Raw genomic sequence first — 24,118 nt, forward strand, 5'->3', positions numbered from 1 at the left:
AAGATGAAAAATACTAAGACTCCTAAACTCTCCTCATCACGACTTCTTTACTGTTAAATGATACTCATACTGACCAACTAATAATTCAATAATGTGCTCAAACATACGATCTCTTGTTATACGGCCGTTTGAGAATACACCAACAGCTCCTTCTGACTTCCTGATATCCTGTTTCTTTGTATATTCATCCATAACCGGCCCAAGCTCTCTGCCCGAGTATAACTCCTCAGCAATACTTTCCGGTAATTTGATACGTGCACCGCCACTGACAAAGCTTTTGCCTTCTTTCGTGACTAGTGCTCCCCAATTGCATATAAACAATCCATAAGGCGTTTTCACCACTCCGCCTTCAAGACCCAGCCCAAATTCAGCCTGAACTTCCTTCATCGCATTTCTTGCTCTATTTAAAGCACCCTCAATTGTTTCTTCATCCGAGAATGGCTGTTCATTTACCTCAGATGATACATTAACCGGAACAAGCTCAGCTGATAACTCCCGGCCCGCTAATTCTCCAGCCTTAATTTTCGCCGGATTTTTAGTGCCCAAAGCAATTTTAACCATTAATCTGCATCCTTTCTTTAAAAAAGAAGACAGATAGATGCCTCTGCCTTCTCAACTCTTTTATTAACCGTTTTGTTTAATCGTTTCAACGGTTGTTTTATCACAGCTTCTAACTAATTTAACCAATAATTCTTTTGCTGCAGCATAGTCATCAATATGAATAATGGAGGCATGCGTATGGATATACCGTGAACATATACCAATTACGGCACTTGGTATACCGCGATTTGTAATATGTACTTTCCCTGCATCTGTCCCCCCATTTGGAGCAACAAAATATTGATATGGAATATGATTCGATTCCGCAGTATCCAAGATAAATTCTCTCATCCCTTTATGCATGACCATTGTACGGTCATATATTCTAAGTAATGGACCTTTTCCGAGATAACCGAATACAGATTTACTGCCTGACATATCATTTGCAGGACTTGCATCACATGCAAAGAAGATATCAGGATCAATCATCGTCGCCGCTGTACCCGCGCCTCTCGTACCGACTTCTTCCATAACAGTAGCACCGCTGTATAGGATATTAGGCAATGTCTCATTTTGAAGCTCTTCCAGTAGTTCAATCGCCAATCCGCAGCCATACCGATTGTCCCATGCTTTTGCCAGAATTTTTTTAGGATTGGCCATTTGAGTGAATTCACTATATGGGATGATTTGCTGACCTGGTTTCACTCCCATTGCAATTGCATCCTCTTTATCATCAGCACCAATATCAATCAGCATATTACCGATTTCCATAGGTTTGGACCTTTGGGCCTCACTCAGCAAATGTGGCGGAATCGAACTGACAACACCGATAATAGGGCCTGATTCAGTATATACCTGCACTCTTTGTGCCAGCAACACCTGACCCCACCAGCCTCCAAGCGTTTGAAAACGAAGTAACCCCTCAGGAGTAATAGAGGTTACCATAAAACCAACCTCATCCATATGTCCGGCAACCATAATTTTTGGTCCTTGGTCATTTCCGCGTTTCACACCAAAAATACTGCCAAGGCCGTCCTGAATGATTTCATCTGTGTATTTGGATAATTCCTTTTTCATAAACGAACGAACTTCATGTTCAAATCCAGGTGCTCCTGGAATCTCGGTAAGAGTCTTAAATAAATCTAGAGTAGATTGCTTCATATATGTATCCCCTTTACCATGTTATTTTCTATAATCTCTATTCTCATTCTACAGAATCATACTTCCAAATACCACATACATGGAGTTTGTTGGTTAAAAGATGGCACTATTTAAGCTTAAAATGTATAATGAACGGGAATAGATTAACCAAGCAAATGTTAAATAACAGCTATTACCCATTTGATTGGAGGAATATAAGTGAATTGGAAAACATTTATTTCAGGTGTTGCAGCAGGATTTGCAGCAGGTTATGTCGTTAAAGAATTAACAAATCAAAGCAATATTACTTCTCCTGAAAAGATTTTGTCCACTATTAAAAGTACACTTGGACAAGACGGAGAGACCATCAGAGGCTCATGGATTATGATGAAGCCTGAAAAGTATACAAAAAATGAATTGGATTATGATGTATACAAAGGTGGGCTTACAAAGCAAGAAGGCCTTGAATCTACGCAGTATGAATTTATAGCGGATGCAACAACAGGAACAATCATCGATTTTTACGAACAAGTACATTAATTAAAAATGGTAGAAGGAGGAAAATCACTTTTCCCCCTTCTATTTTTTTATTTCATTAGGCGTTTCAATAAGATAGTAGTAATTTTGAAGGAGAATTATATGTTTTCCCTATTTTATGCGCGAAATCAGGAATTATTGAGCGATTTCCCTTTTTTAAGAGCGAAAACAGTGATTATTGAGCGATTTCCCCTTTTTATGAGCGAAAGCAAGGTTTATTGAGCGATTTCCCCTATTTTATGCGCGAAAGCAGAATTTATCGAGCGAATTTCCCCTCTTATGAGCGAAAAAGATATTGATTGAGCGGGAATTTTAGATATTGGATGCCTCATAACCGCAGCATACCACCACATTAAACTAATAGCCCGTAAAAAAAAGCGCCGATAAGTCACCAACAAGTGACCTACCGGACAGCCTTTATTCTGGTCGATTTCGCTCAACTTTTTCGATTATTCCTTTTCCGTCTGCATCCCATTTGATGGCACGGTAAGCATAATCATGATAAAAAGTGAACCATGCTTTATTTTCAATTCCTTGTTTAATCCATTTCTCTTTTGCATGTATGGAATCCATCGGGTAATCATCATAAGCCAGCACCCATAGAGGATTCTGATGGGCATGCGTTGGCATAAGGTCTCCCATATGAATTAATTGTTGATTATTGTCCTCGAGCACGATAATGCTGTGACCGTCACTGTGGCCGCCTGTATGAATCATCCTCAGTCCTTCAGTGATTAATACTTCACCTTCAAATGTTTCGACCTGTGTAACAATTGGCTTCCAATTTTCTTCCCAGTAGGTATTACGGGAACGAATATTGGGATTCTGAAGTTCTTCCCATTCAATTTTCGAGGTATAAATCGTTGCCTCAGGAAATAGGCTGATCAATTCGCCTTCCTGATAACCAGTCAGCCCACAGGCATGATCAAAATGCATATGAGTCATCAGAATTGCATCGATATCCGAATAGGTCATTCCGAGCCTGCTCAAGGATTCCTCGAGCTTGGACTCTTCACTGACACCATAATTTCTAATTTGTTTTTCCGACAGCTTCCCTTTGCCGAGGCCAGCTTCGATTAAATAATTTTTATGATCTGTCTGTACTAAGATGGGGTCCGACCTTAACTCTATTTGGTTCAATTCATTAACAGGATAACGTTTTGACCATAATGGTTTCGGAACCACTCCAAACATGGCTCCACCATCCATATGAGTATCTCCGCCATTCAACCAGGTTAATGTAAACTTACCAAATTGCAAAGTTTCCATAATCTATAAGCCCCTTTTTATAAGTGTGTTGACAGATCAAAAAAACATAGGATTAAAAGGAGACTTCACAACGATAAATTGGATTGCCCTTTGCTGAAAATTTTTGTTCATATTCAGTCATAATATTGCCTTCCATATCACTGTTGTGTAAATCCAAGCTCACTTCATTTAATGTCATCCCATAATGCGAGAAGCTTACAAGTGAGTATTCAAATAATCCTCTGTTATCTGTCTTAAAATGAATTTCGCCATGCTCCGGCAAAATTCCTTTATATAGATCAAGGAATGTCTTATACGTCAATCTTCTCTTTTCATGACGTTTCTTAGGCCATGGATCAGAGAAATTCAGATAAACACGGGAAACTTCTCCCTCTGCAAAAATATTTGGAAGCTCTTCGGCATTCACATTCAGCAACTTCACATTTGGAAGATTAGATTCCAGCAATCGATCAAGTGCTGTAACAATCACACGCTCTGCCAATTCAATACCGATATAATTAATATCCGGATTTTGTGCAGCCATACCATTAATAAATTGTCCTTTACCAGTACCTACTTCTATATGAATCGGATTATTATTCCCAAACACTTCATTCCATGAACCCTTTTTAGTAGTCGGCTCCTGAATGCAATAATAAGGATTGGCCATTAGCTTATCCTTAGCCCATGGTTTATAACGTTGTCTCAAATTTGTGCACCTCCGCTAAAATACGTAAAAAAAGAGTAGCATAACATTTCATAAAATACCATGCTTATTAGTTAAAACATAATAAAAACCGGCATATGCCGGTTAAATATGAATAAATTTGGCTAAACTTTCACAACCTAAAATTGAATATGAAGAGAAGGGTTGTGGATAATTTGCCATTATCACAAAATCATCATTGGATGTTAGTAAAAGATATTTTAAATAATCATCAAGAAGATTGCTGCGGTTCACAATCAGAAGTTGAACAGCTTGAGAGAACTGTTAAATCCCTGATGGTTCAACCCGGTCTTGATGTAAATACAAAAGCTGTACTTGATGAGATTTACCAATACAGCCAAAGCGGTATACATGCCGCCAACCTAGAAAGTCATATAGAAGCACACCAGCAGCAACTCTCTGGCTGGGTTCGAGACATTGATCAATATTCCTGAGCAAATTTTAAATATTCGATATACCGGTTCATTTCATGCAACCGGTTTTTTCGTTTGTGCAAGACTATATTTTGTATAACCTGTGCAAGCACATGCCATTTCATCCTTAACTTAAGGTCTTCAGTGAGCTCTAATCCGTATTTGGATAGCCATTCCTTCCAATGCTCTTGTTTAACATAGGAATATAATAGCATACCGATATCCATAGCCGGATCTGCGATAATTGCACCGTCCCAATCAATCAAATATAGATCACCATTGTCAGAAATAAGGAGATTATTATGATTAATATCACCATGGCATACAACTTGCTGGTCACTGTTGACATCCTGTATATGTCTTTCCATAAATTCAATCGTATTTTGAATACTTGGATGATTTTCTAATTCCTTATCAAGGGAATTTTTTACGGACATTAGGATTTGTGTAGGTGTTTGGGCTGTCTTACCTAGGCGTCGAAGCATGTTTAATAAAGGTTTAGAAAGATGGATTTTCTGAAGCAATTCAGCAACCGCTTCTTCACTCATCTCAGTAGGATGTAATTCTCTACCATTCATCCATTCCTGAGCAGTAATCACGTCTCCATTTTCAAGCCTCTTGGTCCAGATCAGTTTTGGCACTATTCCTTCAGCGGAAAGCACAGCTAAAAAAGGAGACGAATTCCTTTTTAAAAATAGTCTTTGCTCATCATGCCTGGCAATAAACGCTTCACCTGTTGCTCCTCCGGCAGGGGTTATCTCCCACTCTTGCCCTAAATAATCCATGGTATTCACCTTCAATAATCTAATCTATTCTGGCATGGTTGTATGTAAAAATAAAAAAGACAGCCATTGACTGCTTTTTTCCAATAGCCATCTTATTAAATTTTAGTAGGTTAGGGACACATTCGTCAAGTGTTCCTGACTATTATTCCTGAACAAACACATATGTTCGCAAAGGTTCAAGGGTATAATCTCTTATGCTTTTCCTGATTATACGGTCTCCTTGTCCATCAGCACAACTATCACAAAGAATATCCCATTCAGTATCATTTGGCAGAGTGATTGCTGTTTCCTTTTCAGCATGGTGGAAGATTACTAAAATATTTTTCCAGCTTCCATATTCACCGACATTTTCATACATCAGGGCATGACAATTAACATGAATATCGACAATTTTCATATGTCTTTCTATTTCTTCACGTGTTCGAAAACGGAATGCACCATGGCTTTTTCGAATTTGTATCAAGCATTTTAAATAAGATATTGTTTCATCATGTTGCTCTCTTAGATCCCAATTAAGTTCATTTATCCAATCCGGTGAACAATAACTATTTTCGATTCCTTGTTTTGTTCTAAAAAATTCCTGTCCACTATGCAAAAATGGAATACCTTGTGAAAGCAAGACAATACTTGTAGCAAAACGATGACGGCGCTGCCTTAATTCATTTGACTCCAACCCATTAGCCACCTGAAGGCGATCCCATAATGTGTGATTATCATGACATTCCACAAAATTGACTGATTGTACCGATGTCAATGGATATTCGGTACCTGTATTGGTCACAAGCTCAAAGAAATCATGCGGCTCTACTCTTTTACCGGAAATATAGCCGATATCTTTTAAATCAAAATTACTTCCTTTAATCGTATCTCTAAAGCGATCATTAAAGAATCCAATACCCGTTAATTTATGAGCATTTGCAATCGTTGATTTTTGCTCAGCAGGGAGTGCTGTGTGTAAATCCCAGCCTTCTCCGATGAGAATGGCATCCGGTCTTATTTCTCTTACCACACGTTCTATTTCCTTCATCGTATCCAAGTCTAGTAAGCCCATTAAATCAAATCTAAATCCATCAACCTGAAAATACTCCAACCAATATTTAATGGAGGCTATAATGAATTTTCGGACCATAAATCGTTCTGATGCTACATCATTTCCACAGCCGCTGCCATTTGAAGGCATTCCGTTTGAATCATAGCGGAAATAATAGCCAGGTACGATTTTCTCAAAGTTAGACAATTCCTTTTGAAATACATGATTATAAACAACATCCAAAATAACGCCAAGTCCATTTTTATGAAGACTCTTAATCAATTCCTTTAATTCTTCTATTCGATTGAACGGCAGATGCGGATTTGTGCTGTAGACTCCTACTGGAGAATTAAAATGACGCGGATTATAACCCCAATTATACTCCTTACCAATGACTGTTTCATCAACCCCTGAGAAATCATTAACCGGCAAGAGTTCAATATGAGTAACTCCAAGTTCCTTTAAATAACTGATCCCGGTTGAATATCCTTTGTTTGTTTTCGTATTTTCTTCTGTAAACGCCAAGTATTTCCCCTTGGCATCCATGCCGCTGTTGTTATGATGAGAAAAGTCGCGTACATGTGTTTCATAGATAATTGCATCGACATGGCTGTCTAACGTGGGAATTTTATAGGAATGTCTTTCGATTTTTTCGGGATCTATAATAGCGCTGTATTGGCCATTTACAGAAACAGCCTTCGAATATGGGTCGGTTGCTTCTCTCCAAATATAATTGACACGAACCAAATAAGAATAAAAATAACCCTTTAAATCATTATGAATCGTTAATGACCATACTCCTCTTTCCCCCCGCTGCATCGCCACAGTTCCTTTTTCGGCCCCAAAATCATTGATTAGCTTAACCTTTACACTGGTAGCAGTTGGTGCCCATAGCTTAAACACTGTCTTTTCTTTTGTATAGACAGCGCCTAAATCATTTCCATCATAATGATAATGTTCATCAAATTCAGGAGTCCGGATTACTGCACCTGTCCGAAGTCCAAAGGCTATTCCTTTATCATCCTCTATTTGATACTCTTCACCGAGCGGTATTTCAAATGGAGCCGTACATATATATTTAATGTAATGCTCTATTCGAACGACCTCTTCAACCTTTAATACGCCAATTTTTTGACCTTCGAAATAAATCGTAAAGGTCGGGGTTTCGTTATCACGATAATTAAGTGGAATTAAGATGGTAATTTTGTTTAATGCGTCCAAAAAAGCTGAAAACCTATCTGAATACACAATACTCACTCTCCTAAAGCTGCAATATTTACTTTATGATGATGCATATTAACGACTACCTTATCATTGCCAATATAATCGCCATCTGCATGAATAAATGCTGGTTGCCCAGAAGAAAGTTTTATATTCTTCCCTTGTAATTCCTGTACTCCCCTTATTTTGAGATGGCCGCCCCAAACTACTGTGACGAACATAAGTATCAGTTTCCATTTGGAAATATTATGTACGATTATGATATGAAAAAGCCCGTCATCTGGTTTCGAGTTTGGTGAAATCTTTATTCCACCACCAAAATAGGGCTGATTGGATGTCGTAACAAGCCAAACATTTTTATAGTTGAGGTCCCGGCCATCTATAGAAAGAGAAACATCAATTGGTCTATATGTTAACCATTTAATAAAAAAGAAATATAAATAAACAAGCTTTCCAGCGCCTATTTTATTAAAGTAATATTTTGATTTCGACTCATTTACAGCTTTTGTAACTGCTGCATCCAATCCCATACCCAAACTGTTCATAAAATACCCTTGTTTGTCAGTTTTATAGGATCCTAGATCGATTGGTGTCATTTTTTCACTATTTAGACACAATTTTTTAAATGCTTTAGTCGGATTTTTATCAATCTGGTATCCTCTTGAAAAATCATTTCCGGATCCTGCAGGAATATAAGATATCCTGGCTTCTTTATATCCGACAGCACCATTAATGACTTCATGAATCGTCCCGTCTCCACCTACAGCAATAATTAACGAATCACTCTCCTTTTCCAAAATTTCTCTAGTGATTTTACAGGCATGTCCTTCATATTCTGTATACCTATATTGGTAATGGATATTTTCACGTTCTAGGTATTTTTTTACCTTTTTCCAAATTTTTAAGCTTCCCCTATTCTTCGCGGCAGGATTTATAATGAAATTGAACTTCTCCTTGCTCATTAAAGCTTCCCTATAAACCGCTCTCTCTATCAAGCTCCTCCAACTCCTCTTCCAAATCCATTCTAATAGTGTAGGCTGTACTGCAGTAGTCCAATAGAGCCTGACCTGACTTAAGCTGTTGGTTTTTTATAGGAGACTGATTATTACGTATGCCCTCAAACCATCTTGCATAAGAACGCTTGTCGATGATTATCTCTGTATGGATGGCATTTACATCATCGATATATCCATTACGACAAATGATTCCTTTCCTGATTGGCATATCAATCTCCTTGCTTTCTAAGATCCTCTTAATGATTCTTTCCATACGATTTATGGATATATACGGGTTTAACACTTTTTTGTCTGCCCGATTATGATGTTTTCTTGTCCAAAACCTTCCCCTGTCCGCCAAAAATACGGCATCCTCTTCTGCTTCAAGAAAAGTTAAGCACCATATTTCCGTAGGCGTCATAAGCAGAATATCCAATTCTACCGGTGCATTTTTAAACTGAAAGACAGGCTTGTAAAGAATTAAGCAGTTATCAGGAAAGCGTTGCAAAAAATAACGCAGTTTCTGGTCATATACATAATTGGCATTTACTACAGATTTTTCTCTTAAGGTTGAACTCGCCCATTTAAGCTGAAAATTAAAAATCCGATCTAAAAATTGCTGTTTTAAATCGCTCTCTATTCGTGGGGGGAATTTCAAAAACCGTCCCAATTCCTGTTCTCTGTTTGAAACAGTTTGCCCTTCATGAACGTGAAAAGGTTCGCTTTGTTCTCTTTTAGTAAATATCTTCTTAAACGTCTCCGAGAGAGTTCTCTTTTTAATGGGATCATCCTGATTTTGATATATCTCATTGTTTTCTCCGCCAATCAGCCAGTCATTGATATCTCCTTCTTCATAAGCCTGCTTTAGTTTAGTCCACTGCTGTTTTTTTAAGCGGACAAACTGAGAGGAATAATGATAAATATCCTGTTCATAACGGGATACATAATCCTGCAGTTTAATTAATTGTCCCATCCCGTTTCCCCTGCCCTTTTCTAGTCTCTTTAAAATCTATATGGTCATTTTAGATGTGCATAATCATGACCAATAAAGCCTTCATGTTTTAATCAATTCAACCTACCATTACGTTTATGAATATCTTACACCAATGGAAATTTAATGATCGGTTCATATTTAGGAATAGATTGGCTATTGGTTTGATATAGAACGAGATGCTGTACCTGAAATTCTGGTATAGATGGGAGAGAGTCTTCTAGTTGTCTTAGACTGTCTTTTTCCATTGCCTCCATACATCTTCTTGCTATCGTAGCATGCGGTGTAAACGGCTTTGTATCCAACTTAAAGCCGATACTTGTACAAGCATTCCATACGTTCTTCTGCACTTCATATAAGATCGGCTGTTTCCTCACATCTGCCCATAGAATTCTTGGCTGATTCACCATACCAAATGTACCCAATCCTTTAATCGTTAATGGAAATGAAACAAGTTGCTCTGCTCTTGACTTCAATAAATTCACAGCACCATCCAACATACTATGAGAGGCACTGCCAAGGAATGCTAAAGTAATATGATAATCGCTTGGATGAACCCAGCTTTTAAATGCATACATACGTTCTAATTCAGCAGCCCATTGGTGCAATGATTCTTTAATCTCCTTAGGTAATTCAATTGCAAAAAAATAATGATTCTGTCTATTCATCGGCCTATCTCCTTCATATTTTAACATAATGTCCATCCTTCTATTTTAACTATTTAGACGATTTTGAATAAAAATGTTTATTCAAAAAAGAGTTCAGGGTTAGTATTCCCTGAACTCTTTTCCATTTACTTTAATCTTCCGCATTCATTTTCAATTTTAGCAAGGAAGGCTTTCTGAAGCTTTCTTGTTGTAGTATATGGGGCTTTTCCAACCGCTTGTCCGTTGGTTTTTACAACGGGTATAATTTCTAATGTGGTACCAGACAGAAATACCTCATCAGCCGACATTAATTCCCCAGGTGTAAATGGTCTTTCTTCGTAAGGAATTGAAAGCTCCTCACAAAGCATTAAAACCAACTGCCTGGTAATCCCATTTAAAATTAGATTGTTTGCAGGATGAGTAATCAGAATACCATCCTTTATAATCGATACATTCGTATGACTGCCTTCTGTTATCATGCCATCTCTGTTTAAAATCGCTTCCTTACATCCCTGTTTAACCGCCTCTTCAAAGGCTAGGATATTACCGAGAAGGTTCAAGCTTTTAATATCGCAATTAAGCCACCGTTTATCTTCAATAATACAGACTTCAGCACCTGACTCCATCAGTACAACAGGACGTTCAGATTCTCTTGTATAAGCGATAAAGGTCGGTACCACCTCTTTACCTGGAAAAGCATGATTCCGCGGTGAAACCCCCCGTGTAAATTGCAGATAAACAGTACCGGTAGTCAGCTCATTTTTAAGAACCAATTCCTCAATAATCTCCTTAAGGCGTTTCGGACTGTAGGGTATCTCTATGCCGATCTTTTGTGCGCTTGCAAACAGACGCCTGCTATGCCCTTCCCACGCAAATAGCTTTCCATTATAAATCCGTATAACCTCGTAGATACCATCCCCAAATTGATACCCACGATCTTCTATATCGATGGCAATTGTTTCTCTTTTCGAAAGGACGCCATTGTGAACAATATAATCCATTTCCCCCAACTCCCCTTGTGATAGATTATCTTGTTAATTCATAGATAGCTTGTGCATACATAGCTGTTGCTTTTAATAAATCGTCAATCATGATGTATTCGTCTTTTTGATGAGCTACATCTTCCCTCCCCGGAAATAAAGGGCCAAAGGCAACCGCATTTTTCAGCGCACGCGCATACGTCCCGCCGCCAATTGCCAATAGCTCAGGTTCTTCCCCTGTGTGCTCGTGATAAATTTTTTGCAAAGTTTTAACCAATTGGCTATTTGCATCCACATGGTGAGGTCCCAAATGGGTTTTTATAGTCGCAGTAAATTGATGCTTATCAGCGATTTGCTCAATCGTTTTCCATCCATTCTCAAAATCATATGTCACAGGATAACGCATATTGAAGGCAATCTTACCTAATTCGCCATTTCTATATGTAATAATTCCATAATTAATGGTTAAATCACCGGTAATATCATCCGAATAAGCTACACCAAGTTTTCTTCCTCTGGATTCACTGCTCAAATACTGATGGATGAATTCAAAAAATGCACGGTCATCCCCACGTAAAGGCATGGTGAATAGAAAATCCGCCAGCTTAAGACCTGCATTAAGTCCAAGATCAGGCTCCATACCATGGACAGATATCCCTTCCATCGTTAAGATGACCTCATTATCTAACATGGAATATGTACCTTTTAAATTATGATCTTTCAAGTACATTGCAAATTTTTCTTTCCACTCTTTCGCCTCATCGAAATTAAGAGAAATAGTTGCTTTAGCTGCCTCTGGTACCATATTAAAACGCTGGCCCGCTTCAAAGCTTTTCACAACAAAGGATTCAGCCGGTATACTTTTTGATTTCATATCCATTGTGAAATCTGCTATCCCCTTTTCTGCATAGATAATTGGAAAATCAGCATCCGGCACGAACCCTACCGTTGGCATTTCTTCTTTTTCAAAATAATAATCCATACAGCGCCAGTCACTTTCTTCATCCGTACCCAAAATCAATCGAACTCTTTTATTTAAATCGATGCCCATTTCTTTAATGATCTTCATCGCATAATAGGCAGCCATCGTTGGTCCTTTATCGTCGATCGCGCCACGTGCAAATATTTTTCCATCCCGAATATCTGCTGAATAAGGGTCGCTGGTCCAGCCCTCTCCCTCAGGCACTACATCCAAATGTCCAAGTATACCGAGGAGCTCATCTCCGTTTCCCATTTCCAAATGAGCTCCATAGTTATCAACATTTTTAGTGGTAAAACCGTCTTTTTCTCCAAGCTGAAGCATAAAATCAAGCGCTTCCTTTATTCCAGGACCAAAAGGAATATCAGTAGTTGATGCAGATTCATCCAGTGTACTTTTAATTCGAAGTAATTTCTGGGTGTCGGCAATCAAATCATTTTTTCTCATTTCCACTTCTTTTTGCCAATTAAGATCCATAAAAGTGACCCTCATTTCTTTGTCATATCATTTATCGTTATTATATCGAATTTCAGCATGATTAGCATTTTTTGTTGAACCACATGACTGTGCCGTTCATATTTTATAGTGTAATAAATAAAATATATCGTATTGTTGTCATAGTGCCTGTATCGCAAAAATAGATATAGTTAAGTGAATTTTCACTTTATTTTATTGGAAAATATGGATTTAAAATTTAGAGAGGGGTATTATAGTACTAGAAGGACTTGTATTTTGAAGTCCTAAAAAAGGAGTGCTGTATAGGTGATAACTTAGTTAAGTGGGATGGTTAACAGCCTTTATACCTTGCAGGTTGGAATGTTGCCATTGGAAACTATCCATAAGGAGTGGTTTTTTGAAACCTTCAACAAACCGTATGCTTACCAGAATTAAGTCCATTTATATGTTCATCGTCCGCAACGGCACGGTAACAACCCAAGAATTAGTGGATGAATTTGGAATTACTCCACGCACCATTCAGAGGGACTTAAATGTGTTGGCTTATAACGAACTTGTTGTCAGCCCCAGTCGTGGAAAGTGGACCACCACTCAAAAGAAAGTTAAATTAACCTCGTAATGATTTAAACAGTTTTTCCTACAAAAAGAAGACCGCTTTTTAACGGTCTTCTTTTTCCGGAGTACGTGTATTCAATAGGTTGATCTCTTCTTCAGTCATTTCTCTGTACTCTCCTGTTTTCAAGCTCTCATCCAACTCAAGCTCGCCCATCTTAATTCTTTTCAAATACACTACTTTTTTTCCTACAGCTTCAAACATCCGTTTAACCTGATGATATTTTCCTTCTGTTATGATGACTTCTATTTCAGATCTTGGACCACTTGTAAGAATCCTTAATTTTCCCGGTTTCGTTACATATCCATCATCCAATGTAACTCCCTTAGCAAACTGTTCAATATCTTCCTCGGTTACAATCCCCTGAATAACTGCGTAATAGGTTTTAGGAACATGTTTTTTGGGAGCAAGCACCTCATGAGCAAGCTGCCCATCATTTGTAAGAACCAACAGCCCTTCAGTATCCCGATCCAGCCTTCCAACAGGGAATGGTTTTTTACTTGCATCTTCAGGTTCCAATAAATCAAGCACCGTTTTCAGCCTGTCATCTTCTGTGGCAGATATGTATCCGGCCGGTTTATTCATTAACAAATAAATGTATTCCTTATAGTTGACTTGCTCTCCATAAACGGTAATTACATCCTCATCCGGATTGACATGCTTTTTAGCATCGCTTATTTTTACATCATTACAAAGAACTGCCCCTGATTTAAGTAATTGTTTAACCTCTTTCCGGCTTCCATAACCGGAGTTAGCCAATAATTTATCAATTCTCATCCTAAAATCACCCATTTTCCTTTTTTGAATAGACTAATGCTGAATATAAATTGAAGGAGTGTTCTAAATTTATGGATTATCAACAACAACCCTCTAACGAACAAGATGATAGACAATTGCCACAGCCAGCCGGTTTTCCTGGACCAGGAGGCCTATTTCCTGGCTTAGGTGGAGTTAATGCCCGTATAGATCGGCTTGAAAACCGCTTTGAACGTCTGGAGCGCCAATTTGAACGCCTTGATCGACGTGTATCCCGCATTGAACGAGCACTTGGAATGCGATACTAATTATGAGAATGGCCTGCTTTAAATAATAAGCAGGCCTTAAAGTTAAACTTTCACATTTTAATTTGATTAATTCCCTCTCGTGAAACGGCTCAATTTTAGCTTGCGCAATAGTCCATCCGTTCGCTCTCCAAAAATGACATGTAATAGACCACTTTTAATGGATAAGAAAAAGTAGATTAGGACCCCGACTGGAACAGTAATCGCCACCCTGAAAACCGCATCCATCTGACCTTTTGAACCTATCCAGGAAGACAGGACCTGATCCAGACTCCATACAACCAAGGCCATAACCCCAGCAAATATGAGTGATAATAATCCCCTTCTCAGCACAGATTTTATTCGATAACCAGTAAAGTAATAAATTACATATAAATTAATAAGTGTACTGACCGTATATCCAATTGCAGTCGCATAAACTGCCCCATTCGTTTCAAACATTTTTATAAACGGAATATTAAGGCTCAGTTTTATTAATATCCCAGTCAATAAACTAAGGACTGTAAAACGCTGCTGGCTTATTCCCTGCATGATTGCAGCTGTAACAGAAAATAAAGCAAATAGAATAGCAACCGGTGCATAAACTTTCAATACTTCTGACCCTAAATCAAGAAATCCATAAAACGATCCATATACGCTCTCAGATAAAACACTGATTCCTACAACTGCCGGTATCAAAATAAACAGCAAAGTTTGGAACGTTTCTGTTAATTGTTGTTTGTATAGCTTCCAATTCTTTTCAACAAACGATTTCGTTACACTAGGAACAATGGACAACGAAAAGGCTGTAGCAAGTGTCATTGGAATAAGGACAAGCTTTTGAGTCGATACATTTAAAACACCAAAAGCCACATCTGTTGTTGCCTTTTCTCCAATTGATACCATCGCTCTGTTAAAAGTAACCGTATCAACTAACTGGAATAGAGGCATAGCCAAACCAACAAAAATAAATGGTATTGAGGAAACAATGATTTCTTTATAGATCTCTTTAAGAGATATATCTATTTCATTTTTACTTTCGCTCAAAAGTTTATCGAGATGACGTTTCCGCTTTTTCCAATACCATAAGAGAACAAGAAATCCGAAAACCGCTCCAATAAAGGCTGAAAATGTTGCCACACTCATAGCCTGTACGACATCTCCGCCCATTAAATTCAGGACAATATATGCACCGCCCAGCAGGAATATAATTCGTGCTATCTGCTCGATAACCTGGGAAACAGCTGTCGGCCCCATTGACTCATTTCCTTGAAAGAACCCACGCAATATACTTTGCGAAGGTACAAGGATCAGAGCAAAGCTAACAGCCCGTATAACCGATGTAACATCCTCAACGGAAAATTTTTGCGTATCCATCATGGCAGCCAATCCAGGGGCGCTAACATACATAATGAGAAAAGCCGAAATCCCCGTTAACATCATTATTTTTCGGCTTGATTCAAATAGCTTACGCCCAACTGCATATTCACCCATTGCATTATATTTGGCCACAAATTTGGCCACCGCGAGGGGAATCCCTCCCGTTGATATACTGATGAAAATCGTATAGGGGATATACGCAAAGCCGTATAACGCCATTCCTTCTTTGCCGACAATTTGATTAAAAGGAATAACATAAAACAATCCGAGTATTTTCGATAAAACCATACCAACTGTTAGAATAAAAGTGCCTCTAATAAGTTTCGATGACATGTAACAATCCCTTTCACTCTTTCCCTTAACCTGTAAGAAATATATTTTCATGAGTCTTTTTGTTTATTTGTTCACTATTCTGTAGTTTACTCTTTTCTATCCTTTTTGACAATTGAACTTCAATTTGTTTACGACTTTTGCCTTATTCATAAAATCACTTATAATAGAACATATTAGCATGTTTTAGAAAAGAGATGGAATAATGAAATACGATGTAATAATTATAGGCGGAGGCCCCTCCGGTTTAATGGCTGCCATAGCAGCTGCAGAAAACGGCGCTTCCACCTTATTAATAGATAAAGGATCCAAGCTTGGCCGAAAGCTGGCCATTTCAGGCGGAGGCCGATGCAATGTCACAAACCGTCTGCCGATTGATGAGATTATCAAGCATATTCCCGGTAATGGCAAGTTCCTGTACGGTGCATTCTCTGAATTTGATAATGAGGGAATTATTTCTTTCTTTAAGAAACTGGGAGTTGAATTAAAAGAGGAAGATCACGGAAGAATGTTTCCAGTTAATGACAAAGCTCAATCCGTTGTGGATGCAATGATGAATCGTTTGAAGCAATTGGGTACCGATATACGCACAAACTCACCTATAGCTGATGTTTTGTATGATTCAGGGAAAGTAATTGGCGTTCGGACACAAACAGGCGAAACGATCGAAGCTGACTCCGTTGTCATTGCTGTTGGCGGTAAATCCGTTCCTCACACCGGGTCAACCGGTGATGGCTATGCTTGGGCGGAAAAAGCTGGACATACTGTTACAGAGCTATTCCCAACTGAGGTTCCGCTCACGTCAGCTGAAAATTTTATCAAACAGAAAACATTACAGGGTCTTTCACTTCGCGATGTCGCAATCAGCGTAATGAATCCTAAAGGAAAACCATTAATTACCCATTGTATGGATATGATTTTCACACATTTTGGCCTATCAGGTCCAGGTGTCCTGCGATGCAGCCAATTTGTTGTAAAGGCCCTCAAAAAATGGAATCTTAAAGAGGTCGTTGTCCAAATTGACGCGCTCCCTGATTTAAATGAAGAACAGGTATTCCAACAGATTATTAAAATTATTAAATCGGATGACAAAAAAGCTGTCAAAAACAGCTTAAAAGGTTTAGTGCCTGAAAGATATTTATTATTTTTACTGGAGCGTAACCAGATTGACCCTTCTTCCCAGGGGGCAGTCATCGCCCATGAGAAATGGCGTTCTTTAAGCAAAGATATTAAAAAATTCCCTGTCCGTGTTAATGGAACACTTTCTTTAGAGAAAGCATTTGTGACTGGCGGAGGAGTATCGGTTAAAGAAGTTGAACCAAAAACAATGGCCAGTAAATTCATGAATGGCTTATATTTCTGCGGAGAAATTTTGGACATTCACGGATATACGGGCGGCTATAATATCACTTCAGCTTTGGTAACCGGCCGTTTAGCAGGATTAAATGCTGCAGCAAAGAATAATTTCCTGGCATAAGAAAGGATGGTATAAGTGCAGGATATAGCCCAAACGATAAAAAACAATAAGCTGTTTTCGCCGCTTATTTACATGTTGTTTTTCATCTATTTAGCCATCCTTTCCTATCTTTTGTTTTTTGGATACTACAGACAAGAAGACAGGATAGAATCTTATAATCTTGTTCCCTTTAAAACAATCAATATGTATATTACGTTTGCTGATTACTTCAAATTTAAAATATGGTTTTCGAATCTATTCGGTAATATTATCGCTTTTATGCCATTTGGATTTTTTCTGCCAATCGCCTTTAAAAAGCTGAGAAATTTACTGATTATCACATTTCTGTCCTTCTTGTTTTCTTTATTTGTGGAGACGATGCAGCTTACCTTCCATGTCGGTGGATTTGATGTAGATGATATTCTATTAAATACAATCGGAGGTTTCTTTGGCTACATGGTTTTCAAGCTCATGTATAAGCTTTTCAAAAAACCCGTAACCTAATAAGTTCAAACCTAAAAATAAGTGGAGAAACAAGTTTGTTTTCTCCACTTATTTTTACTATATTCAATTGTAATTTTAGCTGTAACGATTGAGTTAGCAAAAATTAAATTCATCAACCTATGGATTATTTCTTAGATGTTCCGCTTCATCTGGGAATAGACTTGTTCCTACGGGTAAATATGAACCAAGAATTAATTTTACCAAAAATGATAACTACTCATTTTTTATAGATAACCATTGCGCTAAAACAATAGATTTGGTCTTCCTCATCCTCTTCACCGAAAGCTGCTATATTATATTTTATATCTACAATGCTGTCCTCATCTATTTTTCCGAGAAAATGATTCATCCCTTTTTCCAGGTCTTTTTCATGTTCATAATCAAACATTTTTACTTGGATCACGGCAAAGACTCCTCCTGTTTTTATATATCTTTGCCAGACTTTTATATTTTTATACTATTCAGAATACCATTTCCCCTTGCCAATGCATCATACCGCCCTCCATTGAGGCTGTCTTATATCCCTTCTCCTGCAGAAAATAAGCCACATTTTCACTTCTTACTCCTGCATGACAGATTAGAATATACTCCTTTTCTTTATCAAGCTCATCAAGCCGATCGGGTATTTCTCCCATTCTCATATGAATAGCACCTGGTACCATGCCATTTATAACTTCATAATCCTCCCGTACATCAATGATGGATAATTCCTCTCCATTTTCAATTCTGATCTGCAGCTCTTCCGGTTGGATAATTTTTATTTCTTCCATCTCCATTTTCCCCCTTTAAAAAAAGCCGTCTTACGTTTTATTAAACGTAAGACGGCCACACTTGTTAGTTTGCAACGATATTTACTAATTTTCCTGGAACAGCAATAACCTTACGGATTGTTTTACCGTCAATTTGCTCTTGGACCTTTCCGTTCTCCATTACGATTTTTTCCATTTCTTCTTTCGTAATGCCGGCCGGTACCTGAAGTTTTGCTCTCATTTTACCGTTTATTTGAATAACAATTTCAATTTCATCATCAACCAATTTGGACTCATCATATGCAGGCCATGAAGTATAGGCAAGTGTTTCATTGTTGCCCAGTCTGCTCCAAAGTTCTTCACTGATATGAGGGCAAATAGGTGACAAGAGCTTCACGAATCCTTCCATATATTGAATTGGAAGGATTTCCGCTTTATACGCTTCATTAATAAACACCATCATTTGAGAAATAGCTGTATTAAAGTGAAGTGCTTCCAAATCTTCTGTTACCTTTTTAACCGTTTGATGATAGATTTTCTCAAGGTGAGTATCATTGGATTCAGTGATCTTATCATTTACTGTACCGTCATCGGTAATAAACAATCTCCAAACACGGTCAAGGAAACGTCTGGAACCATCAAGTCCGTTTGCAGACCAAGCAATGGATGCATCAAGCGGTCCCATGAACATTTCATAGAGACGAAGTGTATCCGCACCATGGCTTTCTACGATATCATCCGGATTTACTACATTTCCTTTGGATTTACTCATTTTTTCGTTATTTTCTCCAAGTATCATTCCTTGGTTAAATAGCTTTTGGAAAGGTTCCTTTGTAGGAACAACACCAATATCATACAAGAATTTGTACCAGAATCTTGCATAAAGCAAGTGAAGTACAGCATGTTCTGCTCCGCCAATATACGTATCTACTGGCATCCAATGCTTAAGCTTTTCAGGATCAGCAATCGCGTTTGGATTTTTCGGATCGATATAGCGCAGGAAGTACCAGCAGCTGCCCGCCCATTGAGGCATTGTGTTTGTCTCGCGTCTTCCTTTACGGCCGTTCTCATCTACTACATTTACCCACTCTTCAATGTTGGCAAGAGGAGATTCACCTGTACCTGATGGTTTAATTTCGGTTGTTTTCGGAAGCATAAGCGGGAGCTCAGATTCAGGTACAGCTGACATAGTACCATCTTCCCAATGAATAATTGGGATAGGCTCTCCCCAGTAACGCTGACGAGAGAAGTTCCAGTCACGCAAGCGATAGGTTACTTTCTTCTCACCAATTCCTTGTTCTTCAAGCCATTCGATCATTTTGCCAATTGCTTCTTCTTTATTCAAGCCATTCAAGAATTCAGAGTTTACATGTTCTCCTTCTCCTGCATAAGCTTCTTTTTCAATATTTCCGCCCGCTACAACCTCACGGATTGGCAAATCAAATTTCTTAGCGAATTCATAGTCACGTTCATCATGAGCCGGAACTGCCATAATTGCACCTGTACCATAGCTCATCAATACATAATCAGCAATCCAGATCGGAATCTCTTCCCCATTTGCCGGGTTGATTGCATATGCTCCTGTGAATACACCTGTTTTCTCTTTAGAAAGCTCTGTTCTCTCAAGATCGCTCTTAGATTGAATTTCCTTTTTATACGCTTCAACTGCTTCTTTTTGCTCTGCTGTTGTAATTTTATCCACAAGCGGATGCTCTGGTGACAGGACAGAATATGTTGCCCCGAACAAGGTGTCAGGACGTGTCGTGAATACCGTGTAGGATTCGTTCGTACCTTTAATCTTAAAAGTTACAGATGCTCCCTCAGAGCGTCCGATCCAGTTACGCTGCATATCCTTAATGCTTTCAGGCCAATCCAATTCATCCAAATCCTCAATCAAACGATCTGCATAAGCCGTAATTTTCAAAATCCATTGGCGCATAGGCTTACGGATAACCGGATGTCCGCCCCGCTCACTTTTCCCATCAATAACTTCTTCGTTAGCCAAAACTGTTCCGAGTGCCGGACACCAGTTAACCGGTATTTCAGCCATATAGGCAAGTCCTTTTTCATATAGCTTTAAGAAAATCCACTGCGTCCATTTATAGTACTCTGGGTCGGTTGTATTGATTTCCCTGTCCCAGTCATAGGAGAACCCAAGTGATTTAATCTGACGTGTGAATGTACCGATATTTTTAGCTGTAAACTCTTCCGGATCATTTCCTGTATCAAGAGCATATTGCTCGGCAGGCAATCCAAATGCATCCCAGCCAATTGGATGAAGGACATTATATCCCTGCATACGTTTCATGCGAGATAGAATATCTGTTGCTGTATATCCTTCAGGATGCCCTACATGAAGGCCGGCTCCTGATGGATAAGGAAACATATCCAAAGCGTAAAATTTACGCTTCCCTACATGATCAGTCGTTTTGAATGTTTTGTGTTCTTCCCAATAAGATTGCCATTTCTTTTCAATCTCTACATGATTGAAACTCATCCTAATTCCTCCTACATGGTTCAAAATTGCTGTGCTTAAAAGCTTAAAACAATAAAAAAAGCCACTCATCCCTAATAAGTAGGGACGAGAGGCTTGTTATTAACTTCCCGCGGTACCACCCTGATTGATGCAGTAAATATGCATCCGGCTCGACTCTTTAACGCAGATGTACGGCAAACCTTACTCTTAGTTCAGGCTTGCAACTCCAGGGTGAGTTCATAATGTGTCCTGTTGACTTGCAGCGACCGTCAACTCTCTAAAAAGAACAACAATTACTACTAATCCCTCTCAAAGTTATTCATATGATTCAAAAAATATATACATTCATTGTATGTAAATCCGCTAAAAAGTTCAAGTCAATTTAGACTGTTTTTTCAATCATTGACAAATATAGCATCGATTATACAGGTTTGATAAAAATTTATGTGTGATTGGCGAGGGAAACTGGGGGCTGGATTAATCTCAATTTTGGCCGGATTAATCCTTTATTTGGCTGGATTATGGGCATATCCGGCTCTATTCCTTTGTCGATTGGCTGGATTCCTCTCATTTTGCTGATCTACTCACTCATCTGGCTGAATTAGTCTTTCATCCGGCTGGATTCTCCGCCGCATTCATTATCCCCATAACTCACTTGTATACAAATAAACCAACAAGCACAGCCATATAGACTGTGCCTGCTGGTTTATTTGTATTGCTTTGGATGAACTGTTGCTTTAGTTTGTTGGCCTCCAGATGCTTCGTTCATCTTTTTAGCCTTCTTTATAATATCTTGATCTTCACCAGCCTCGATATCTTGATTATTAATGCCATTACGAGTCTTTTGTTCCGGATTATTATGTTTAGAACGTTTCCGCATAGTGAATACCCCCTTAGCGCCTGCGTACAACCATTGCATGCTGAATATCCTGAACCTGTATTTTCATACGGTTCAACATATCACGCTGTTGATCATTTGCACTGTGATCCATTGCTTCTAACTCATTAAATGAGTTTTCCAATCTGACCAATGCCTCGGTATATCCTGCTTCATTGTAGTGCTCCTGTTTTGCAGACTCCTTATATTGCTCTTCTGCGAATTCAATTGCATTAGTACATCGTTCCATACACTCACCCATGGATTTTCGTGTAGCCAAAGATACCCTCTCCTTTTTTCATTGGATTGGTTTACAAAAGCTCATCCATTATCCATTATGCCCCTTTGAAATTAAAAAGATTAGTGATTTTTAAAGCTGCTAATAATAGTCAATTGGAAAGTATACATCAGCGTGGTAAAATGGAGTTTATGTTCTTGAAATCTAAACAGGGGGTTTTTGTAATGAAACAGGTTAACCCTTTTCAATATGCAAGTGACGACAAACGTTATCATACATGGAATTATCATCTCCGCAATCAATTTGGTCACAAAGTATTTAAAGTAGCTCTTGATGGTGGATTTGATTGTCCGAATCGTGATGGCACGGTAGCTTTTGGTGGTTGTACATTTTGCAGTGCCGCTGGATCCGGCGATTTTGCCGGCAATCGTGCTGAAGATTTGCAAAAACAATTTGCCGATATAAAAGCAAAAATGCATCAAAAATGGAAGGACGGCAAGTATATGGCCTATTTCCAGGCTTATACAAATACCCATGCACCAGTCGAGGTGTTACGGGAAAAATTCGAAACCGTCATGAACGAGGAAGGTGTAGTCGGATTATCCATTGCCACTCGTCCAGACTGTCTGCCTGATGATGTTGTAGAATATTTAGCTGAATTAAATGAACGTACTTACCTGTGGGTTGAGCTTGGTCTGCAAACTGTTCACGAGAAAACAGCTAATATCATAAACCGTGCACATGATTATCCAACCTATGTAGAGGGCGTAAACAAACTTCGGAAACACGGTATACGCATTTGCAGCCATATTATTAATGGACTGCCGCTTGAAACTCCAGAAATGATGATGGAGACAGCTAAAGAAGTTGCTAAACTGGATGTACAGGGAATTAAAATTCACCTATTGCATCTCTTAAAGGGCACTCCAATGGTAAAACAATACGAAAAAGGAATGCTGGAATTCCTTTCGTTAGATGAATATGTCAATCTTGTCTGTGATCAGTTGGAGATTCTTCCGCCTGAAATGATTGTCCATCGTATTACCGGTGACGGTCCGATTGATTTGATGGTTGGACCAATGTGGAGCGTTAATAAATGGGAAGTATTAAATGCTATCGATGCTGAATTAAAGCGTCGCAATAGTTATCAAGGTAAATTTTATGTGCCAAGTAAGGATGCTGTCATAAATGAAGCTTGATCGTATCCTTCCCTTCGCAAGACTATTGCTTGAAAAAGCAGTTAAACCTGGTGATATAGCCATTGATTGTACGATGGGCAATGGGCATGACACCGTATTTTTAGCAAATTTAACTGGTCCGGATGGACATGTATACAGCTTCGACATTCAGGAATCTGCCTTGCAAAAAACGGAAGAGAGACTGATGACAAATGAGCTTCAGGAGCGGGTAACACTAATTCATGCAGGTCATGAGCGTTTACAGGAATTTATCCCAACTGGCAAATCTGTTACAGGCGCAATCTTTAATTTAGGCTATTTGCCTGGCGGCGATAAAGAAATTATTACAACCGCTCCTACTACGATTCAGGCTGTAACGTCATTACTCAAAATTATGGAGCCTGAAGGCATCATAGTTCTTGTCATCTATCACGGTCATCCCGGCGGAGACATTGAACGTGACGAATTAATCAAATTCGTTACAGAGCTTCCACAGGATACGGCCCATGTGCTGGAATACCGATTTATGAATCAAAAAAACAATCCGCCATTTATTATCGCTATCGAAAAACGTTAAAAAAGTGTGAG

The 24,118-nt window shown here is 38.6% G+C and carries 26 protein-coding genes and 1 other annotated feature; of the genes, 8 read left to right on the plus strand and 18 right to left on the minus strand.

What is annotated here, in order from left to right; all coding sequences use genetic code 11:
• Window positions 1-36: 36 nt before the first annotated feature.
• Entirely contained in the window at window positions 37-561 is a 525-nt protein-coding gene (locus tag A8L44_RS16645; protein ID WP_066109087.1) for a DUF84 family protein, read from the minus strand.
• Window positions 562-624: 63 nt separating this feature from the next.
• Entirely contained in the window at window positions 625-1,701 is a 1,077-nt protein-coding gene (locus A8L44_RS16650; protein WP_066109090.1) for a M42 family metallopeptidase, read from the minus strand.
• 198 nt (window positions 1,702-1,899) lie between these two features.
• Here A8L44_RS16650 and A8L44_RS16655 point away from each other — a divergent pair, with 198 nt between their 5' ends.
• A complete protein-coding gene (locus A8L44_RS16655; protein WP_066109093.1) occupies window positions 1,900-2,220 on the plus strand; it encodes a peptidase M4 in 321 nt (106 codons plus the stop codon).
• Between the two features lie 414 nt (window positions 2,221-2,634).
• Here A8L44_RS16655 and A8L44_RS16660 read toward each other — a convergent pair whose 3' ends face one another.
• Window positions 2,635-3,486, minus strand: coding sequence for a YtnP family quorum-quenching lactonase (locus A8L44_RS16660; RefSeq protein ID WP_066109096.1), 852 nt, complete (start codon window positions 3,484-3,486; stop codon window positions 2,635-2,637).
• Between the two features lie 52 nt (window positions 3,487-3,538).
• A complete protein-coding gene (gene trmB, locus A8L44_RS16665; protein WP_066109099.1) occupies window positions 3,539-4,174 on the minus strand; it encodes a tRNA (guanosine(46)-N7)-methyltransferase TrmB in 636 nt (211 codons plus the stop codon).
• 149 nt (window positions 4,175-4,323) lie between these two features.
• On the opposite strand from trmB, the gene A8L44_RS16670 reads away from it, so the two are divergent.
• The gene (locus tag A8L44_RS16670) at window positions 4,324-4,626 is read left to right on the plus strand and encodes a YtzH-like family protein (RefSeq protein ID WP_077248185.1); all 303 of its coding nucleotides are present in this window, start codon (window positions 4,324-4,326) and stop codon (window positions 4,624-4,626) included.
• Here A8L44_RS16670 and A8L44_RS16675 read toward each other — a convergent pair.
• From A8L44_RS16675 to pepV, 7 genes are all read right to left on the minus strand, one after another.
• Window positions 4,614-5,390: a phosphotransferase family protein gene (locus A8L44_RS16675; RefSeq protein WP_066109102.1), complete on the minus strand. Its 777-nt coding sequence runs from the start codon at window positions 5,388-5,390 to the stop codon at window positions 4,614-4,616. The genes A8L44_RS16670 and A8L44_RS16675 overlap by 13 nt on opposite strands.
• Before the next feature lie 142 nt (window positions 5,391-5,532).
• Complete coding sequence (pulA, locus tag A8L44_RS16680; protein WP_175354318.1) at window positions 5,533-7,668, minus strand: type I pullulanase; 2,136 nt, start codon at window positions 7,666-7,668, stop codon at window positions 5,533-5,535.
• Between the two features lie 5 nt (window positions 7,669-7,673).
• The gene (locus A8L44_RS16685; protein WP_077248186.1) at window positions 7,674-8,636 is read right to left on the minus strand and encodes a diacylglycerol/lipid kinase family protein; all 963 of its coding nucleotides are present in this window, start codon (window positions 8,634-8,636) and stop codon (window positions 7,674-7,676) included.
• Window positions 8,614-9,609 carry an NERD domain-containing protein gene (locus A8L44_RS16690; protein WP_066109106.1) on the minus strand — a complete coding sequence of 332 codons (996 nt, stop codon included), beginning with the start codon at window positions 9,607-9,609 and terminating at the stop codon, window positions 8,614-8,616. Before A8L44_RS16690 ends, A8L44_RS16685 begins: the two co-directional genes overlap by 23 nt.
• A gap of 125 nt (window positions 9,610-9,734) precedes the next feature.
• The gene (thpR, locus tag A8L44_RS16695) at window positions 9,735-10,295 is read right to left on the minus strand and encodes an RNA 2',3'-cyclic phosphodiesterase (RefSeq protein WP_066109270.1); all 561 of its coding nucleotides are present in this window, start codon (window positions 10,293-10,295) and stop codon (window positions 9,735-9,737) included.
• Between the two features lie 125 nt (window positions 10,296-10,420).
• Window positions 10,421-11,275 carry a D-amino-acid transaminase gene (gene dat, locus A8L44_RS16700; RefSeq protein WP_066109109.1) on the minus strand — a complete coding sequence of 285 codons (855 nt, stop codon included), beginning with the start codon at window positions 11,273-11,275 and terminating at the stop codon, window positions 10,421-10,423.
• A gap of 25 nt (window positions 11,276-11,300) precedes the next feature.
• Window positions 11,301-12,710, minus strand: a complete 1,410-nt coding sequence (gene pepV / locus A8L44_RS16705; protein ID WP_066109114.1) for a dipeptidase PepV — start codon at window positions 12,708-12,710, stop codon at window positions 11,301-11,303.
• Between the two features lie 376 nt (window positions 12,711-13,086).
• Between pepV and A8L44_RS16710 the strand changes: the two genes are divergently transcribed.
• A complete protein-coding gene (locus A8L44_RS16710; protein ID WP_049669825.1) occupies window positions 13,087-13,308 on the plus strand; it encodes a DeoR family transcriptional regulator in 222 nt (73 codons plus the stop codon).
• A 39-nt stretch (window positions 13,309-13,347) separates the two neighbouring features.
• On the opposite strand, the gene A8L44_RS16715 is transcribed toward A8L44_RS16710, so the two are convergent.
• Window positions 13,348-14,079: a pseudouridine synthase gene (locus A8L44_RS16715; protein ID WP_066109117.1), complete on the minus strand. Its 732-nt coding sequence runs from the start codon at window positions 14,077-14,079 to the stop codon at window positions 13,348-13,350.
• A gap of 71 nt (window positions 14,080-14,150) precedes the next feature.
• On the opposite strand from A8L44_RS16715, the gene A8L44_RS16720 reads away from it, so the two are divergent.
• On the plus strand, window positions 14,151-14,366 hold the full coding sequence (locus A8L44_RS16720; protein WP_066109121.1) for a hypothetical protein: 216 nt from the start codon (window positions 14,151-14,153) through the stop codon (window positions 14,364-14,366).
• Between the two features lie 66 nt (window positions 14,367-14,432).
• Here A8L44_RS16720 and A8L44_RS16725 read toward each other — a convergent pair whose 3' ends face one another.
• Entirely contained in the window at window positions 14,433-16,055 is a 1,623-nt protein-coding gene (locus A8L44_RS16725) for a putative polysaccharide biosynthesis protein (RefSeq protein WP_066109124.1), read from the minus strand.
• Window positions 16,056-16,257: 202 nt separating this feature from the next.
• On the opposite strand from A8L44_RS16725, the gene A8L44_RS16730 reads away from it, so the two are divergent.
• Window positions 16,258-17,529, plus strand: coding sequence for an NAD(P)/FAD-dependent oxidoreductase (locus tag A8L44_RS16730; protein ID WP_066109128.1), 1,272 nt, complete (start codon window positions 16,258-16,260; stop codon window positions 17,527-17,529).
• A gap of 15 nt (window positions 17,530-17,544) precedes the next feature.
• Complete coding sequence (locus A8L44_RS16735) at window positions 17,545-18,012, plus strand: VanZ family protein (protein ID WP_225983619.1); 468 nt, start codon at window positions 17,545-17,547, stop codon at window positions 18,010-18,012.
• 217 nt (window positions 18,013-18,229) lie between these two features.
• Here the strand turns inward: A8L44_RS16735 and A8L44_RS16740 are convergent, their stop codons facing one another.
• From A8L44_RS16740 to A8L44_RS16760, 5 genes are all read right to left on the minus strand, one after another.
• Entirely contained in the window at window positions 18,230-18,415 is a 186-nt protein-coding gene (locus A8L44_RS16740; RefSeq protein WP_066109131.1) for a sporulation protein Cse60, read from the minus strand.
• 58 nt (window positions 18,416-18,473) lie between these two features.
• Window positions 18,474-18,782 (minus strand): rhodanese-like domain-containing protein, encoded by a 309-nt coding sequence (locus A8L44_RS16745; RefSeq protein ID WP_066109134.1) that lies wholly within the window; start codon window positions 18,780-18,782, stop codon window positions 18,474-18,476.
• 64 nt (window positions 18,783-18,846) lie between these two features.
• A complete protein-coding gene (gene leuS / locus A8L44_RS16750) occupies window positions 18,847-21,258 on the minus strand; it encodes a leucine--tRNA ligase (protein ID WP_066109137.1) in 2,412 nt (803 codons plus the stop codon).
• A gap of 77 nt (window positions 21,259-21,335) precedes the next feature.
• Window positions 21,336-21,559, minus strand: a binding site (T-box leader).
• Between the two features lie 384 nt (window positions 21,560-21,943).
• Window positions 21,944-22,117: a glycogen biosynthesis protein GlgD gene (locus A8L44_RS16755; RefSeq protein ID WP_066109140.1), complete on the minus strand. Its 174-nt coding sequence runs from the start codon at window positions 22,115-22,117 to the stop codon at window positions 21,944-21,946.
• 13 nt (window positions 22,118-22,130) lie between these two features.
• Window positions 22,131-22,394 carry a YtzC family protein gene (locus A8L44_RS16760; RefSeq protein ID WP_066109143.1) on the minus strand — a complete coding sequence of 88 codons (264 nt, stop codon included), beginning with the start codon at window positions 22,392-22,394 and terminating at the stop codon, window positions 22,131-22,133.
• A 182-nt stretch (window positions 22,395-22,576) separates the two neighbouring features.
• On the opposite strand from A8L44_RS16760, the gene A8L44_RS16765 reads away from it, so the two are divergent.
• Together A8L44_RS16765 and A8L44_RS16770 are read left to right on the plus strand one after the other, a co-directional pair.
• Complete coding sequence (locus A8L44_RS16765) at window positions 22,577-23,551, plus strand: TIGR01212 family radical SAM protein (protein WP_066109146.1); 975 nt, start codon at window positions 22,577-22,579, stop codon at window positions 23,549-23,551.
• Window positions 23,541-24,107 (plus strand): class I SAM-dependent methyltransferase, encoded by a 567-nt coding sequence (locus A8L44_RS16770; RefSeq protein WP_066109149.1) that lies wholly within the window; start codon window positions 23,541-23,543, stop codon window positions 24,105-24,107. The genes A8L44_RS16765 and A8L44_RS16770 overlap by 11 nt, the downstream gene beginning before the upstream one ends.
• Window positions 24,108-24,118: the final 11 nt, after the last annotated feature.

Source organism: Bacillus sp. FJAT-27986 (assembly GCF_001685035.1).
Classification (GTDB): Bacteria; Bacillota; Bacilli; order Bacillales; family Pradoshiaceae; genus Pradoshia.

Coding starts and splice junctions, on each gene's coding strand:
- A8L44_RS16645 (WP_066109087.1), bottom strand. CDS start 561: ATGGTTAAAATTGCTTTGGGCACTAAAAATCCGGCGAAAATTAAGGCT.
- A8L44_RS16650 (WP_066109090.1), bottom strand. CDS start 1,701: ATGAAGCAATCTACTCTAGATTTATTTAAGACTCTTACCGAGATTCCA.
- A8L44_RS16660 (WP_066109096.1), bottom strand. CDS start 3,486: ATGGAAACTTTGCAATTTGGTAAGTTTACATTAACCTGGTTGAATGGC.
- A8L44_RS16670 (WP_077248185.1), top strand. CDS start 4,324: ATGAAGAGAAGGGTTGTGGATAATTTGCCATTATCACAAAATCATCAT.
- A8L44_RS16675 (WP_066109102.1), bottom strand. CDS start 5,390: ATGGATTATTTAGGGCAAGAGTGGGAGATAACCCCTGCCGGAGGAGCA.
- A8L44_RS16690 (WP_066109106.1), bottom strand. CDS start 9,609: ATGGGACAATTAATTAAACTGCAGGATTATGTATCCCGTTATGAACAG.
- thpR (WP_066109270.1), bottom strand. CDS start 10,295: ATGAATAGACAGAATCATTATTTTTTTGCAATTGAATTACCTAAGGAG.
- dat (WP_066109109.1), bottom strand. CDS start 11,275: ATGGATTATATTGTTCACAATGGCGTCCTTTCGAAAAGAGAAACAATT.
- pepV (WP_066109114.1), bottom strand. CDS start 12,710: ATGGATCTTAATTGGCAAAAAGAAGTGGAAATGAGAAAAAATGATTTG.
- A8L44_RS16715 (WP_066109117.1), bottom strand. CDS start 14,079: ATGAGAATTGATAAATTATTGGCTAACTCCGGTTATGGAAGCCGGAAA.
- A8L44_RS16720 (WP_066109121.1), top strand. CDS start 14,151: ATGGATTATCAACAACAACCCTCTAACGAACAAGATGATAGACAATTG.
- A8L44_RS16725 (WP_066109124.1), bottom strand. CDS start 16,055: ATGTCATCGAAACTTATTAGAGGCACTTTTATTCTAACAGTTGGTATG.
- A8L44_RS16730 (WP_066109128.1), top strand. CDS start 16,258: ATGAAATACGATGTAATAATTATAGGCGGAGGCCCCTCCGGTTTAATG.
- A8L44_RS16745 (WP_066109134.1), bottom strand. CDS start 18,782: ATGGAAGAAATAAAAATTATCCAACCGGAAGAGCTGCAGATCAGAATT.
- leuS (WP_066109137.1), bottom strand. CDS start 21,258: ATGAGTTTCAATCATGTAGAGATTGAAAAGAAATGGCAATCTTATTGG.
- A8L44_RS16755 (WP_066109140.1), bottom strand. CDS start 22,117: ATGCGGAAACGTTCTAAACATAATAATCCGGAACAAAAGACTCGTAAT.
- A8L44_RS16765 (WP_066109146.1), top strand. CDS start 22,577: ATGAAACAGGTTAACCCTTTTCAATATGCAAGTGACGACAAACGTTAT.
- A8L44_RS16770 (WP_066109149.1), top strand. CDS start 23,541: ATGAAGCTTGATCGTATCCTTCCCTTCGCAAGACTATTGCTTGAAAAA.